Consider the following 15,123-nt stretch of genomic DNA (forward strand, 5'->3'; position numbering starts at 1 on the left):
TCTATGGTAACGCTGTCGAGGGCACGTTGAAAAGCGTGTCAGCGCTCAAAGAAGATGTCTGCCTCCTTTGCGGCCTCAATGAAGGGCTTGCTAGCGTCGCGGATTTCTTTCAGGCCCTCGCCGGGGCGAACCGCTGCACACCGGCTGGCTAATCATTGACTGAAATCGCGAAGGGTAGACTTAGGTGAAAGGTTGCACCGCGCCCGTGGGAACCGATCGCCCACATGCGCCCACCATGCGACTCGATGATTGAACGGGCGACCCGAAGTCCCATGCCCGTTCCGTCTGGCTTTGTTGTAAAGAACGGATCGAATATCTGTTCCGCGAGGTCCTGGGGGAACCCTGGGCCGGTATCGCTGACAGAAACAAGTATGTGGTTGTCGACGCGCTGCGACTTGACGACGATCTCTCTTACCCCATCGACGCTCTTCATCGCTTCGATGCTGTTGACGATCAGGTTCATTGCGACCTGCTGCAATTGCACGCGATCTCCAGCGATCCGAGGAAGATCGGTCGCCAGCTCCGTTCGTACCGATATCTTGTATCGCGCTGCCTGGTCGCGCAATAGGGCCACGGTTCCTCGATTGATCTCGTTTAGATCGAGAACCTCACGATCCAGGCTGCCCCTTTCGAACTGTGAGCGTATTCGTTTCAGAATGTCGGCGGCACGTTGCGCATCTCTTACCATTCTGTTGACGGCCGTGCGCAGTTGATCGTAATCGGGCTGGTCTCGATCGAGTCCTCGCAGGCAGACGGTGGCATTGGTGAGCGCACCGGTGATCGGTTGAGTGACTTCATGCGCAAGGGATGCTGCCAGCTCTCCCATGGTTGTCACCCGATTAATGCGAGCAAGATCGCCCTGCGCTTGGCGCAAGGCTTCTTCGGCCCGCTTCAGGTCGTCGATGTCGGTCGTCGTACCGACGAATCTGAGGAGTTTGCCCTCGGAATCGCGCAAGACCACGGCTTGTTGGAGATGCCAACGATATGCCCCGTCCCGAGCGCGCAAAGATCGGGTCTCCATTGCGAAATCCTGCCCCGAATGTACCCCCTCCCAAAAGCTCTTGACCGCCATCGCCCGATCATCGGGGTGGATCGCAGTCATCCAGGCCTCGGGATGCGACCGCGCGAAGTCGAGGGTCTGACCCGCAAACTCGAGCCAGACTTGGTTCACGAAATCCGGCGTCCCATCGGGCTTGAGCGTCCAGGCGGATACCGGAAGTCGCTGCAGCAATCCAACCTGGAGCTGCAGGTCGTCATACGCTTGCTGCAGCCCTCTCCACATCTGGTTGAATGCCCCGACGAGAAAGTCAAGCTCGTCGCTTGGCCGAGACGGGCGCCGCTGGAGTCGAAGCGGTTCTTGCGAACCACGAAGATCATATCCCCTGAGTGAGGTTCCTATCGCCGTGATGTGACGTGTGACCAGCCGGTGGACCGTAAAGAGGATGAAAAAGGAAACCATGAACGTCTTTATCGCCTGAGCGACCATGATCGTCGCCGCGGTGTTGAGAAGCTGGCGATAGATTTCATCGTACGTGGCTTCGACCGCGAGAATGCCAAGCAACTGCCTGGCGTCGCCTTTGGAATAATAAATCTTGAGTTCGTGCCGCTCGGGTGGATTGGGTTGGCGGGAGCCGGCGGTTACGACGAGGGGGGCAGCTTGATCCGTGGTCTCTCGCAGTTCGACGTAGCGGATATTAGGCAAGCGAAGAATCCCGTCGACCTGCAATTGAAGCTGGCGCCCGTCCATTTCCCAGAGCCCCTCGCTGAGACTTTGCCGGTAGCTGCTGTCAATCTCGGACATCTTTTGATCTATTGCTTGGACGTCGCTACGATAGTCGAGGTAGAGCTGCGCCAATGTCAGAAGAAGCGTGATCACCGAGCTGAAGATCAAGACGCGAACAAGCAGGCGCCCCCCAATGCCGCGGAGAGGGTCTGGCAACAAGCGCCAAACAGACGCGCTGCGCCTCAGCTTCGGCGATCCGCGATCGGATTTGCCGCCGCGGGTGCTGGCGTATGTCGATTCAGGTTGCAAAACACACCCTTGCGGCGACAAACTCGCACAATTCATGTTAGCAAGACTGCTAGGCCGCGCGAGATGGAGACCTGGTACCATCGCATAGTTCGCCTTCCTACACTATCGTGCGAATGTGGAATGCAAGGGACACCCGCAAATGGCGAGATGGGCCGGCTTCAGCCGATTGCTATGTGGGATTGTCGCTGTTGCCGGGACGCTCGGCGGACCAGCGTCCGCGGCGAAGCGTTTGCAGTTTGTCAATGATGATTTCTTGGGTTCTTTCGAGGGCATAGCCGATGACAAGGCGCCGGGATTCGGGGTCGAAGTCCTCAGGCAGGTCTTTGCTGGCTTGGGACAGGACGCCTCCTTCGAATTCTTCCCCGCTAGGCGCGCGTGGATGATGGTAGTCCGCGGCGAGCGCGATGGAATGCTCGCCACGTTGCGAACCGAGGGACAGCGGTTCTGCTCTTTTCCGGACGAGCCGCTGATCCGGGATAGGTGGGTTTTGTTCGTGCGCACGGCCGACATCGGAAGACTGAAGTTTTCGTCGCTTGACGATCTCATTGGACACACCGTCGCCGTCCGCAGACCGATCCCCGGCGTGTCCGAACAACCGACCGTGTCGCCCGAGCTGTGGAATTTCTTGCGCGAGCATAAAAACATGGTCCCAACAAACGACACCGACGCCAGCTTGCGCATGCTGGCAGCCAGCCGTGTCGATTACGCGGTCACGAGCCTCGTCTACGGGATGAGTGAGATCACAAAATTGAGATTGTCCGGAAAGATCGAGCCAATCTTGTCCCGTGGCGTGGCGGAACAAAATGTATATGTCTGCTTCACCAAGGCGCGCGTTTCGCCCGCTCTGATCGACGCCTTCTCGATCGCTTTGAAGCACTTCAAGCAGACCGAAAAGTTCCAGGCGATTTACCGAAAATATTTCCCGAACGGCGCTCCGTCCGATTTTCCGCGATGAGCCATTCAGCATCTCACCCAAGACCAAGGCCTGGCTCGAGGACAAGGTATGCGTGCTTCCAGGACTAACCGTAAACGACATGCGGCTTACTCTGACCCACTTCGATGATGTAGCCGTCTGGATCGCGAATGTAGCAGCGGGTCTCGCCATACTTTTCCATCGGCTCCGTGATGAACTCAGCGCCCCGGCCTTGCCAGCGTCGATAGCAGTCGTGGATGTCAGCAACGCGGATGTTCATGAAGCTGCTGAGCGAATCGGGATCTGGGGGAACACCGAGCGTCACCGACGGTTTGTCAGGTGTGGGGCCGCCGCCGATGTTGACGATAAGCCACGTGTTCGCGATCCGGATGTATCCTGGCGCGCCACTGCTATCGCCCAGGCTCAGGACGCGGCCCCCGAAGACCATCTCATAAAATCGTGCGGAGCGTTCGATGTCGGCGACTGTCAGAAAATGTGCGACGGTAAAGCCCCGCTGCGGGGGCATTGTATAGATGTGATCCTCAACTCGTACTTCGGGCATCCGCGGCTCCTATTGAGAGAGTTTTTGAGGCCTTCGCGGGCCGCCCCGGCCCGCGCCGACAGATTTTAGTATGGCTTCGCCGACACGGGTTTTAAGTTGCCTTTGGTATCGATCCGTCTCTCAGCCGTGGCCGGCGACGTACAGGGCATTTCCACCTCGACGGTGTCACACATCATGGCTGCCGACGTCGGAGACGAAACCGTCTCGGCCGAAGCGCCAGTATGCTTTTCGGGAAACGCGATGAGGGCTCAAACGCCCTTCGCGGCCAGCAACTTGCGGTATTCGGCGACGGGCATCCCGCCCCAACCCCAATTCTCCATCTCCACTTCCTCAAACACGACCCAGGTCCAGTCCAGGGGCTTGCCGAGGACGTCGAGCAGCACCTCGCTCATGCCCTTGTAGATGGCTGCTTTCTGCTCCGCAGTTACATGGTTCACACCGGGCTCGGTGCCCTCGCGCGTGAGCTGGACGGTAACAATAGGCATGAAGAGCCTCCCTTGACTGATGGCTCAGTGGCCAGCGCTCTGGCCGCCGTCGACATGAAGCGTTTCCCCCGTCACGAAAGAGGCGTCCTCCAGGTAGAGGACCGCGCCGACGATGTCGGAAATCTCACCCAGGCGGCCTAGCGGATGCAAGGCCGCCAGCATCTCGTAGGTCTCCGGGGCATGCATCGGCGTCCTGATGACGCCAGGAGACACGGCGTTCACCCGGATTCCGCTGCGGGCATATTCGATCGCGAGACTGCGGGTCGCTGCATCAACTCCGCCCTTGGTCAGCGAAGCAAGCACCGATGGCACCTTCGAACTGGCCTGCTTCACCAAGCTGGTTGTGACGTTGACGACATGGCCGCTACCCCGACGTTCCATTGCGGCTATCACGGCCTGGGTGACGAAGAAGAAACCGGTCAGGTTGGTGGCAACCGCGCGGGCGTAATCCTCTGCCGAATAATTCGTGAAACTGCTGGCAAGGAAGACTCCAGCGTTGTTTATCAGCGTGTCGACCCGCCCGAAACGCTGCAGTGCTTCCTCGACCACCCTTGGCCCTGTCGCGGGGTTGCCGATATCGCCCGCGATCGTGAGCAAGTCCGATCTGTCGGAAGGTTGGATAGATCGAGAGGTGGCGACAACGCGGCAATTCCGGCCGAGATACGCCTCAACCAGCGCCGCGCCGATTCCTTGCGACCCGCCGGTGATGACAACCACTTTCTGACCAGTTCCCATGACAGACCTCGCCGAGATTGAACCCTCACGACTGGACTGCGCCCCGTCATGTTCAAGCCAATATGTATGTGCAGTATGGGTCCGGTCGCCATCGTCCAATGGTGTCGCATATACTTTCGTATCGGCATTCATACGACGATCTACAATACTTTGTAGTCGACAGGCGCCTCCACAGAGCCGAGAATATTGACGGGGGCGAGCACTGCTCGCCAGTACGCGGAGCGCCGATCCACACGGCGTATCTCCCAAAGTATTGCCGACACCTTGGCTCAATAGAATGTTTCGGCGCGATCTGCTGTGATTTTTCCGGAACATCGCGAACGGCGTTTCCGAGGCGGGGCGGCGTTAGTGGAGGATCTGGTCATGCTAACAGGACGCGCGAATCCATCATCCGCATCGTGCCAGCCGCTGGCATCGCATCTTATAGAAGAGATCAGCCATCGGGTGATCAACGAATATGGCGAAGCGATCGCGATTCTGTCGCTGGCAGCCTCCGTGGGAGAGGCTGCGCCGGCGTTAAGGCGCGCAGCGGACCGTCTGCTGACGATGGCAGAGGCGCATCAATCGCTTCTCGTGCCCATCACTGAGGAATATATCGACCTCGGTGATCATGTTGGGAAGCTGTGTCACAGCCTTTCACGCGCCTCCCTCGACGAGCGAAGCATTCAGCTGACCGTGGCAACGGACGAAATCCGGCTCGACGCCGCGCGCTGCTGGCGCGTCGGTCTGATTGTCTCCGAGTTGGTCCGGAACGCAGCACGCCACGGCCTGGGGGATAGCCATGGTTCAATCCGTGTCTCACTGAACAGGAGTGGCAACAGCGTCTGGTGTGTTGTCTGCGACGACGGATGCGCGGCCTATCATCGGCCAGAGGAAGGCGGGCGGCGGCTGATACGCGCACTGACGGCGGAAATTGGCGGCTCTGCGCAGTGGAAATTCACCCCGCGTGGATCGGTTGCGTGTGTGCGGTTCCCTCTGATCACGTCCTAGCTTCTGCACACGAAACTGCCAGCATCGCGGTCTGCGTTCCATCGGAATGTCGGCGGAAGTCGAGCCAATTTCACGCGCCAGAGCCGATACGGATCGATACGGAACGGAGTGCGCCATCCTTGCCCACTTTTCGCTCAGGCGCGGCAAATCTCGTAGAGAAACCAGCTGCGCCGTTCGCTTTCGTCGATCCATCCTTCGATCAGGCTTGCGGTGGCAACGTCCGAATAGCTGTCGCACAACTCATGCACGCGACGCAGCTCCGCCACCAACTGCTTGTTGTCGCCATGAAGCTCCGCGAGCATGTCTTGGGGATCAACGTAATCGGCGTTGTTGTCGAGGATGCGCTGGCGTCCCGCGATATCGGAGATCGAACGGATCGTGGTTCCGCCGATCTTACGCGCACGCTCGGCGATCGCGTCGGTCATCGCGAAGATTTGGTCGCCATGTTCATCGAGCAATAGGTGATAGTCCCGGAAATTCGGACCGCTGATGTGCCAGTGGAAATTCTTGGTCTTAAGATACAAGGCGAACACGTCAGCAAGCAGACCGGCGAGGCCGGCAGCGATGTCGCGGGTTGCCTCGGAACCAAGATCTGTCGGAGTGCGAAGGAAGCGATCCGAACCGGCTGTCTTGCTCAACTGTTGCGTCATTTTCTCACTTCCCTCTATAGGCCGCGCACCGGCGTCGTTTCGATAGACGACATAGGAAATGCCGTGTTCTGATCCAATCAGACGAAGGTGTGGGGGGATCGCAGCGACGCTATGCATTTACTCTGGGCTTCACGTGTGAATTGACGCGAGGAGGATTTGGCGCGTTCACCGTCAAACCGTATCCCCGAAAAGCTACCGCATTGAAATGGTGACGCTGAAGCTGCTTGCCGACACCAAGGTGCTATGGACGGTGTCAGTCAGTACCGGCATCGTGTACGCGTCGTTAAACCGATGTCCAAGTGACGAAGACCTGTCGCCGATAACGCTTGGGGCAAGCATCAAGCGCCGCAGTATCGTCTCGCTCGATGAAGCCCACGTCATCATGATGAAAACTGCGGTTGCGCGGCGTCCCCGGTTTCTCTGTGGCGAGTGTATTCGCGGGCTGTTGGAGCGCCGGATGCCTTCAAGCACCTTCATCTGGTTTGACCAACGCTGTTGACGCAAGGACAGGGCCATGGCTGACGAACTGGATACAAACGCGGCCGCCGTTCAGCCCGTTGCCGTGGAATCCAGCAGTCTGCGCGACCAGGTGACGACAATCAGAGCGGCGCTGGTCGGCTCGCCGGTCCGCAAATGGCTGCTGTGGACTTCGGTTGTCGTCATGGCCGTCATCGTCGCGACATCGATAGGCCAGGTGCTGCTCAACAGCTGGAACCAACCTTTCTACGATGCGCTGGCGCGCCGCGACATGGCGGCCTTCCTGCACCAGCTCATGGTGTTTGCGATGATCGCCGGCGGGCTGCTGGTGCTCAACATCGGCCAGACCTGGCTCGACCAGATGTTCCGGCTGAAGCTGCGCCAAGCGCTGACGCTCGACCTGATCGACCAGTGGATGCGCCCGGCGCGCGCCTTCCGGTTGGCCAACGCCGGGGCTATCGGCGTCAATCCCGATCAGCGCATGCAACAGGACGCCGCACATCTGTCCGACCTGTCGACCGACCTTGGCGTCGGGCTCTTACAATCGCTCATCCTTTTGGTGTCGTTCGTCGGCGTGCTTTGGCAATTGTCGTCCGGCTTCGTCTTCCACGTCAACGGCTGGTCGCTGGCGATACCGGGCTACATGGTGTGGGCCGCGTTCATCTATGCCGGCATCGCCTCGTGGCTGAGCTGGCTGGTCGGGCGCCCGCTGATCAAGCTCAACAGCGATCGCTACACCCGCGAAGCCGAGCTGCGCTCGTCGATGGTGCGCGTCAACGAGAATGTCGATGCCATGGCGCTCTACCATGGCGAAGCCGATGCCAAGCGGCGGCTCGAAATCGACCTTGGCACGGTGCTGGTCGCGATGCGCCGCATCTATACCGCGCAGATCAACCTGTCCTGGGTGACCGATACCTATGGCTGGATCACCGTCGTGGCGCCGATCCTGGTTGCCTCTCCGGTCTATTTCGCTGGTGACATCAGTTTCGGCGGGCTGATGATGGCGGTCGGCGCCTTCAATCAGGTGCACTCGTCCTTGCGCTGGTTCGTCAACAACATCGGCAGCATCGCCGACTGGCGCGCCACGCTGATGCGCGTCGCTGACTTTCACATCGCGCTCGATGAAACGGATGTGCTGCACGACCAGGAAAGGCGCATCGAATTCGGCGACAACGCCAATGGCAGCCTGACGTTCGAGAAGCTCCAAGTCGCCTCGCCAGAAGGCTGCATCAGGCTCACCGACAAGCACGTCGAAATCCGGCCCGGCGAGCGCGTCATGATCACCGGCGAGCCGAGCGCCGGCAAAACATTGTTCTTCCGCGCCATTGCCGGCCTGTGGCCCTGGGGCGGGGGAAAGATCGGCCTGCCGGGTGGAGAAACCCTCATCTTCGTGCCGCGTGTGCCTTATTTGCCGGCCGGCACGTTGCGCGAGGTGCTCAACCACGCGAATGGGCATGCGCCCGCAAGCGATACCGATATCGCGGCGGTGCTTGCCGAGGTTGGTCTTGAACGGCTGGCGTCCTCACTCGAACGGGTCAGGCGATGGGATCATGAATTGGCCGATGACGAACAGCGCTTGCTGGGTGTGGCGAGGCTCGCCTTGCGACAGCCGAAATGGGTGATCATCGACGAGGCGATGGACGCGTTTGAAGGGCCCGTGCTTCGGCGCGTGCTGTCGATGCTGGAAAAGCACCTGAAGGGTGCCACGATCATCAACATCGGGCGCGGCCAGCATCACAACCGGTTCTTTCCGCGTGGCCTGACAATCGTCAAGGATGCCGGTGCCAAGCCGCTGAAACCTGCTCGCGTCAGGGCCGGCGCCATTGATCCGCCGCCGGCTGCCGTCGGCCGCGAGCATTAGACCGATTTCACAATCGCGCCGGCCGGCGCCATCGCCTCTTCGGTTGGCCACCCGCTAGATCCCTCTTTTGCGCGATGACCAAGCAGTTCGCTTGAAGCAGCACTTATCCCGCAGAGGATCTGCAGACCAGAAGTTTGCTGCGCGATTGGGGCGTGCCGTTTGATCACCGAGGGATAGGCCCTGCCCCGGCAGACCGACACCATGGTCTTGGCGACACGTTCGTCCAATCGCGGGCCAGCAGCCAATGCCTCATCTTCTAGGCACAGAGTAGGTAAACATCCAAGGAGCTTCCAGTGGACACCAAGGTAACCACCTCGCAGATTCGCCTGACACGCCGGACGCCTACCTATTGGCGTGTCACGTTCGAGAATGCCCCGCTCAACGTCATGGGTCCACAGATGGTGCAAGAATTCACACATCTGATTGACGCCATTGAGGCTGACGAACACGTTCGGGTGGTGGTGTTCGACAGTAGCGTCGATGGATACTTCCTCAACCATTCAGACTTCAAGGCGCGGATCGAGGATATGCTCGCGCTGCCGCCAGGGCCGACAGGTCTGCCGCCATGGCCGGATTTTCTTGTGCGCCTGACGCGCGCGCCGGTGGCATCGATCGCCCTCATCAGAGGTCGCGCAACCGGTAACGGCAGCGAAATCACCCTCGCCTGCGACATGGCTTTCGCTAGCAAGGAAAAGGCCATCATTTCACAGTGGGAGGTCGGCGTGGGTATGGTCGCCGGCGGGGGACCGATGGCCCGCCTGCCTCACCTAATCGGTCGCAATCGCGCGATGGAGGTTCTGTTGAGCTCCGAGGACATCCGTGGAGAACAGGCTGAGGCGTATGGCTACGTGAACAAAGCCCTGCCTGACGCAGAGCTCGACGCGTACGTTGACGCGCTCGCCACCCGGATTTCCAGGTTCGACAAATGGGCGATCGGGCAAACAAAGCGCTTGGTCAACACCAGCCTCACCCCGGATGTCGAGCTAGGCGCCGGCTGGGAAGCCTGCATAGCCTCGCTGGGCCGGCCCGCCGCTCAGGAAGGAATAAAAGCGCTGACCGCAAAGGGCTTCCAGGCCCCGGGAGACGTCGAGAATCGGCTGGCCTTCCACCTGGGCGAGTTGCCGCCGCGATAGACCGCGATGGATGGTAATGGCGTCCCCTCAAGAACAAGGATAACCCTGATGGATCTGCTCACCAAAGCGAAGTCGGTTGCCGAACGTGTGGAGGCAGAGGCGACAAAGGCCGATGTCCCGGTAGCAGTCTGCATCATCGACGTTCACGGCAATCTCGTGCTCCAACACCGGATGAACGGCGCGCCTCTCTTCGCGCTCGAGATCTCCGAGCGTAAGGCGTATACCTCGGCCCTCGTGCGCCTGCGCACCGCGGACATCCTGCCGCTCGTACAGCCGGGGCAATCGCTGTATGCGTTGCCCACGGTCGGCGGCGGGCGCTTTTGCCCCATGGGTGGAGGTATCCCTCTGGTCGACGAGGACGGTAAAGTTTATGCAGGTGTCGGCGTCAGCGGCGGCACTGCAGAAGAGGATGTCGCCATCGCCGAGGCTGCTGTCGGTTAGCCACTCTTCGGGCTGGTTCGTCAGAGCCTGGGCGAAAGGTGCCCGGATCACGATCCAGCCCGACGTAGTTTTCTTTTGCGAAAGACGGCTGTCCCGAACTTTCCTTAAGGTGACATACCCCCTGCTGTGCATGAACGCGTTCGCCGTGGTTTGATGGCCAGCATCACCATCGACAAGGGTCACGAGGCATATGGTCCGTTCGAGGTGCTTCCTGGCGTCTCGGCCGACGTTTCCGAACGCAAGTGGTGCTCGCCCGCCGCAACGCGTGCGGAAAATCGACGCTGCCAATTACCCCGGGCATGAAAACATGACCTGCGGGACGGTCGGCATGGGCGGACGGGTCGCTAACGACGTGCCGCGCAAGGTAGCGCGACATCTCCACTGTGTCCCAGAACTATGCACTTTATCCGTATATGTCGGTGGCTGAGAACATGGCGTTCTCACTGAGGCTGGTCGCTCCCACCGGGTGGCGATGGATCTGTCGATCGTGCGCGACCATGTTTTCCTGTCCGATGAATCGCTCTCCGAGCTCGAGGCAAAATCTGCGCGTGGCTATGGGCGCCTAAATCAAGAGCTTGCACCGCAGGCTCGCTACCCTCGTTCACGTGACCCACAACCAGGTCGAAGCCATAAACATGATCGATCAGATTGTGGTTGTGAGCGGGCAGTATCAGCTCGGCCGGCGGCTCGACCCTATGATTACGCCGAGGATGTCGTTACCGAATTCATCGGTTCGCCGAAGATGAACCTACTGAAGGCCACTTAGAAAGCACCGATGGGCGGCCCGTTTTGTCGACCGATGGCGGCATCGTGCTGCCGCTGCCCGGCAGCGTTCCAGCCTTCCGGCACGGACTCCGTCCACGGTGTCGGCCGGAATATTTCGCCATCTCCGGAAGGGTCCAGCATCCCGGCCCAAATCGTAGTCGTCGAGCCGCTTGGTCCCGAAACGAAGCTAACGCGTGACCGTGGCGTGCAGACCGTGTTGACGATGGTCCACGAGCCGATCAACGGGCAACCTGACGAACATCTGCTTGCAGTTGCAGGCCATCACGTCCGCCTTCTCGACCCCACAGACGACGCCTGAACGAAGACTCTGTCAAGAAATTGGGCCCTGTCCGGCGGACCTAAGTACGCATCCTGAAGGGTAGCCTCACCGCATCGACGTTCGTTGCGTGCATGCAGCTGGCTACTTCCCCTCTTTCCCCTCTGGGGGAGCGGGTAATAATGAGCCGGTCACGGCCAGAATGATTGTTCTAGCCGCCAGCCACATGATGAGCAGGTTTGCGGCCGCAAAAATTGGGAGAGCCAAGACGCCAGCCAGGCCCGCGTCGCCGCTGATGGCCAGCTTCTCAACCGTTGTCGCCAATGCCGTGGCGCCGAAGCTGACGCTCCAGAGACCGGCGGAAAAACGGCCAACGATGCGTGGAAGCACGCCGCCAAGGACAACTGCCTGCAGGATGGCGTAACCTATGAGACAGTGAACAAAAACGTCTCCGGAGGTGCCCGATGCGTTGACATAGGCTAGCGAGCAGACCGCCGGCGGCGCGAGCTGGACCCCAAGCGTCGGCCGGATCTGATCTCTAAGCGGCTCGCCAAAATAGAGCCGGTAGAACAAGACGGAATCGATCGTAAGCCATGAGAAGAGCCCAGCGCCTAAAGCCAATTGGGCCCACTCAGATCGCCCAAATGCCGATAGCCCGATGCTAAGGACAAACGACGCAGCGGCGACAGGCAGGTACAACGCCGGCGTAGCGTCCGATAGAGCGATTGCCGCTTTCCAGATCATTTGCGAGTGCCAGAACCCGAATCCAACCGCGAACAGCCCACCGATGCCCAGGAGGATGGTGGCCGCTGTCGCGCTGAACGGCAGTACGCTCACCGCGGTTAGCATAATCCCGACACCCGCCAGGCCAGGAAAGCAATTCTGAACGGGATCCGCGAGTTCAGCGCGCACGGCCAATGGTGCTAGCCACAATTTCAAAGCGTATAGGAACAAAAGAGCGGCCCACACGCACATGGCCAATATCACCGCCGCTACAGCAATTCCTTTGGGAGCTGCCCACAGTTGACACGCAACCTGCCACATGACGGCAAAAGAACTTGTCCCGAGGCCGATGGCGAAGAATGAGGCCGGAAACCGAGCTATTAGAGATCGCTCCGTCGGCAGATGGAGCACGGGCTGACGCTCCAATGCCGCCATTGCTCCGGCAGGCAGTCCACTCACTTGGACCACGCCGTCAGATTCGAGCAACTCTTTCATAATTGCACCTCACGGATCTGCACGGAATCGCAGGGCATTCCAACCAAGTCTAGCGGCCCGAGCCCATCGAGCCGCTACGTATCGCGGGCAATTTCAGCGTCACGACTGTGCCTGACCCCAGGGTGCTTTCAACATCGATGCTCCCTCCCGATTCTTCAACGAAACGTTTCACCATCGGCAATCCAACGCCGCCCAGGCCGTCGCCTTTTGTCGTGAAGAAGAGATCGAATGCCCGGACCATCGTCTCGCTTGTCATTCCAATTCCATGGTCTTCAACGCAAAGATCCACGTGGCTGGAATTTGCAGATACAGAGGCACGAACTGAGATCAAACCGCCGTCAGGCATGGCATCGCGCGCATTAAACAGAAGGTTGAGGACCGCATTTTGCAAGCCAACCCGATCGCACGTTACCAAAGGAAGGTTGGAGCCGACGCAAATCTCGAGATGAATGTTCTCATTCCAGGCGCTTCGAACCAGGGAATGGACGTCCGCCAAGCAAATGGCCACGTTCGCGTGCGCAATCACGCCTTCGATTTCTTTAGCTGTCCTGATGGTTTGCCTGACAAGGCAACCAGCTCTTTCCAGCGCGCTTTTGGCACCGGCAATTACGGTCACTGCTCCCGGAGCCGTTGCGATGTTCGGGTCTCGACCCAGGTGGTTCAACGCCGACGAGGCGACCTGGATGAGATTTCCCAGATCATGAACGATGCCGGCGGTCGACATCTGCAGGGCCAGACGATCCTGGGGAAAATTCGTCCGGCCGGCAAATACATCTATCTCTGTACCCGACATTCGATTCCTCCGTTTGCTCGGTCCACAGTTCTCGCGTTACAACTGCGCACACGGTCGCGACCGTCATGGTTGAGCCAGTCTAACTGGATGCCAGAAGCACTCTTCTCTGGGCCGGGTTCAAATAACTCCCGCGCACAGTCCGGCCCCGACGGCCACGCAGATCACGCCGGCAATGCGGTTGATCGGACCCGGGGCCACGCGTTGCAGAGTGAACCCCAAGCCGATGCCGATCGCATGCAGGATGACCGTTGCGAGCAAAAAACCCGCGACGTATTCCAGCCCATTCACGCTATGGGCGACCTCCGCTCCGTGAGCATGTCCATGCAGCAGCGCAAAAACACCAATGATCGAGGCGCCGACCCATACCGGCGGATTGACCACCAATGCCACCATAAGTCCCAGCATGACGACTGAAGCCAGAATGCCGGCCTCGACGAAGGGGACGGCAATCTGCGCCAGGCCAAGCAAGCCGCCGACCAACATGATTGCGACGAAGGTAGATGGCCACACCCAGAGAGCGCGTCCTCCTTTGACGGTTGCCCATAAGCCGACTGCCGTCATAGCGGCGATATGATCGAGCCCACTTATCGGGTGTACGACGCCGGCTGCGAAGGAGGCGCCCAAACCGATGCCCGGATGCGCCGAGGCGGACGTCACGAAGGCTAAGGTTAGAACTATCCAAGTCGAGATCACGCGCATTGTAGTCTCCTTCGGTTCAACAGATGGAAAGTCGTTACGCGTCTCCTTGCAGAAAGGGCACGCAGAGATCACAGGGCACTGCTGTTAATCGTGAGCACTGTGAGGGGGACCCAAATAAGGGAACTCAGCTAGCAGATCGCTATGCGGCCCAACCCCGTCTTGCGGCATCTTGCCGTTGGTAAGGATGGCCATAAAAGCATCCGCGGCATCATCTGTCAGGGTCCTGCCATTTTCGGGAAAGGACGCAGGCCGTCTCGGGTCATAGGGCATGATGTCTGGGAGCAATGTTCTTGCCACCCGCTCGGCTTCGTCCGGCACATATCCACCCGTGTGCTCCAGCGCGTGCGCGAATGTTGCGACAAACCGGGCATCATCCGCAGGTTCGCCTGCAAGGTAAGCGCCTTGCTCCTCACCGGGCAGAAATACGGCCTGCTGAGGGCGCGCGCCCCGTTCAACCTGCACCCAGCCCTCACCCTTCTTGTCCAGCGTGCGTGCCCACAGGCCAACCGGTTTGGTTCCCAGCGTGGAGTTGGGCACTTCCAGAACGATGCTGCAGACGTCTTTGTCGGCAAAGAAATCAGCGCCAGTAAAATGCAGATCGTTCACGGCACCCAAGGTGTCAAAGAAAAATGCTTCGCTTCGCCAGCCCGCGAAAAAACGATAGTCACCAGCCTCGGTCACCTGCGCATCCCTGCCTGTCGACACCGGAGCATCCAGAAAGACAAGCTCTCCACCGTCGTCTGTCCCAGCGGCCAGTGGCCCCTCAACGCGGCGTACCGTGGCGATCTGCATCGGTCCTTGTAGGGACGAAACGCGGACACGAAACGCAATGTCGGCGACCGCATCACCATTGGTGTCGATCTTAATTTCATAGAGGCCGTCAGGCGAGAACGGTTCGTTGGTCGTAGCCTCCGGATCGATTACCGTGGACGACGGATGCACGTTCATGATCAGGATCGACTTCTCCGGGTCCCCCGGCTTCGCAAAGGCATAGAGATCCGTGAGGTCCAGGCGTGCATCTGCACGGGGGAACCCGAAATTGGGACCTGAATAGTGATGTGACATCGTGATATCCTCCTCGGCGGAAAATTG

15 protein-coding genes are annotated in these 15,123 nt (G+C 59.6%); 6 read left to right on the plus strand and 9 right to left on the minus strand.

The window, feature by feature from the left end; all coding sequences use genetic code 11:
- Window positions 1-148: 148 nt before the first annotated feature.
- Entirely contained in the window at window positions 149-2,032 is a 1,884-nt protein-coding gene (locus LB577_RS04940; RefSeq protein ID WP_224685777.1) for an ATP-binding protein, read from the minus strand.
- Window positions 2,033-2,171: 139 nt separating this feature from the next.
- Here LB577_RS04940 and LB577_RS04945 point away from each other — a divergent pair, with 139 nt between their 5' ends.
- A complete protein-coding gene (locus tag LB577_RS04945) occupies window positions 2,172-2,987 on the plus strand; it encodes a substrate-binding periplasmic protein (protein WP_224685778.1) in 816 nt (271 codons plus the stop codon).
- A gap of 64 nt (window positions 2,988-3,051) precedes the next feature.
- On the opposite strand, the gene LB577_RS04950 is transcribed toward LB577_RS04945, so the two are convergent.
- The 3 genes from LB577_RS04950 to LB577_RS04960 form a co-directional block, all read right to left on the minus strand.
- Window positions 3,052-3,507 (minus strand): VOC family protein, encoded by a 456-nt coding sequence (locus LB577_RS04950; RefSeq protein WP_224685779.1) that lies wholly within the window; start codon window positions 3,505-3,507, stop codon window positions 3,052-3,054.
- Window positions 3,508-3,755: 248 nt separating this feature from the next.
- The gene (locus LB577_RS04955; protein ID WP_224685780.1) at window positions 3,756-3,992 is read right to left on the minus strand and encodes a tautomerase family protein; all 237 of its coding nucleotides are present in this window, start codon (window positions 3,990-3,992) and stop codon (window positions 3,756-3,758) included.
- A 24-nt stretch (window positions 3,993-4,016) separates the two neighbouring features.
- Window positions 4,017-4,727: an SDR family NAD(P)-dependent oxidoreductase gene (locus LB577_RS04960; protein ID WP_224685817.1), complete on the minus strand. Its 711-nt coding sequence runs from the start codon at window positions 4,725-4,727 to the stop codon at window positions 4,017-4,019.
- Window positions 4,728-5,090: 363 nt separating this feature from the next.
- Between LB577_RS04960 and LB577_RS04965 the strand changes: the two genes are divergently transcribed.
- Window positions 5,091-5,717 (plus strand): sensor histidine kinase, encoded by a 627-nt coding sequence (locus LB577_RS04965; RefSeq protein WP_224685781.1) that lies wholly within the window; start codon window positions 5,091-5,093, stop codon window positions 5,715-5,717.
- Between the two features lie 134 nt (window positions 5,718-5,851).
- Here the strand turns inward: LB577_RS04965 and LB577_RS04970 are convergent, their stop codons facing one another.
- Window positions 5,852-6,367 (minus strand): Dps family protein, encoded by a 516-nt coding sequence (locus LB577_RS04970; protein WP_224685782.1) that lies wholly within the window; start codon window positions 6,365-6,367, stop codon window positions 5,852-5,854.
- A gap of 205 nt (window positions 6,368-6,572) precedes the next feature.
- Here LB577_RS04970 and LB577_RS04975 point away from each other — a divergent pair, with 205 nt between their 5' ends.
- The 4 genes from LB577_RS04975 (at window position 6,573) to LB577_RS04990 (ending at window position 10,279) form a co-directional block, all read left to right on the plus strand.
- The gene (locus tag LB577_RS04975; protein WP_224685783.1) at window positions 6,573-6,866 is read left to right on the plus strand and encodes a hypothetical protein; all 294 of its coding nucleotides are present in this window, start codon (window positions 6,573-6,575) and stop codon (window positions 6,864-6,866) included.
- Window positions 6,867-6,881: 15 nt separating this feature from the next.
- Window positions 6,882-8,705, plus strand: coding sequence for an ABC transporter ATP-binding protein/permease (locus LB577_RS04980; protein ID WP_224685784.1), 1,824 nt, complete (start codon window positions 6,882-6,884; stop codon window positions 8,703-8,705).
- A 293-nt stretch (window positions 8,706-8,998) separates the two neighbouring features.
- Entirely contained in the window at window positions 8,999-9,838 is an 840-nt protein-coding gene (locus LB577_RS04985; protein WP_224685785.1) for an enoyl-CoA hydratase/isomerase family protein, read from the plus strand.
- Between the two features lie 48 nt (window positions 9,839-9,886).
- Window positions 9,887-10,279, plus strand: coding sequence for a GlcG/HbpS family heme-binding protein (locus LB577_RS04990; RefSeq protein WP_224685786.1), 393 nt, complete (start codon window positions 9,887-9,889; stop codon window positions 10,277-10,279).
- A 1,186-nt stretch (window positions 10,280-11,465) separates the two neighbouring features.
- Here the strand turns inward: LB577_RS04990 and LB577_RS04995 are convergent.
- From LB577_RS04995 to LB577_RS05010, 4 genes are all read right to left on the minus strand, one after another.
- Entirely contained in the window at window positions 11,466-12,539 is a 1,074-nt protein-coding gene (locus LB577_RS04995) for a dicarboxylate transporter/tellurite-resistance protein TehA (RefSeq protein WP_224685788.1), read from the minus strand.
- Between the two features lie 49 nt (window positions 12,540-12,588).
- Window positions 12,589-13,332, minus strand: a complete 744-nt coding sequence (locus LB577_RS05000) for a sensor histidine kinase (protein ID WP_224685790.1) — start codon at window positions 13,330-13,332, stop codon at window positions 12,589-12,591.
- A gap of 117 nt (window positions 13,333-13,449) precedes the next feature.
- Complete coding sequence (locus tag LB577_RS05005) at window positions 13,450-14,031, minus strand: HupE/UreJ family protein (RefSeq protein ID WP_224685791.1); 582 nt, start codon at window positions 14,029-14,031, stop codon at window positions 13,450-13,452.
- 84 nt (window positions 14,032-14,115) lie between these two features.
- Entirely contained in the window at window positions 14,116-15,096 is a 981-nt protein-coding gene (locus LB577_RS05010; protein WP_224685792.1) for a DUF4331 family protein, read from the minus strand.
- Window positions 15,097-15,123 lie beyond the last annotated feature (27 nt).

Origin of the sequence: Mesorhizobium sp. B283B1A (assembly GCF_020165735.1) — a bacterium.
GTDB classification, from domain to species: domain Bacteria; phylum Pseudomonadota; class Alphaproteobacteria; order Rhizobiales; family Rhizobiaceae; genus Mesorhizobium; species Mesorhizobium opportunistum.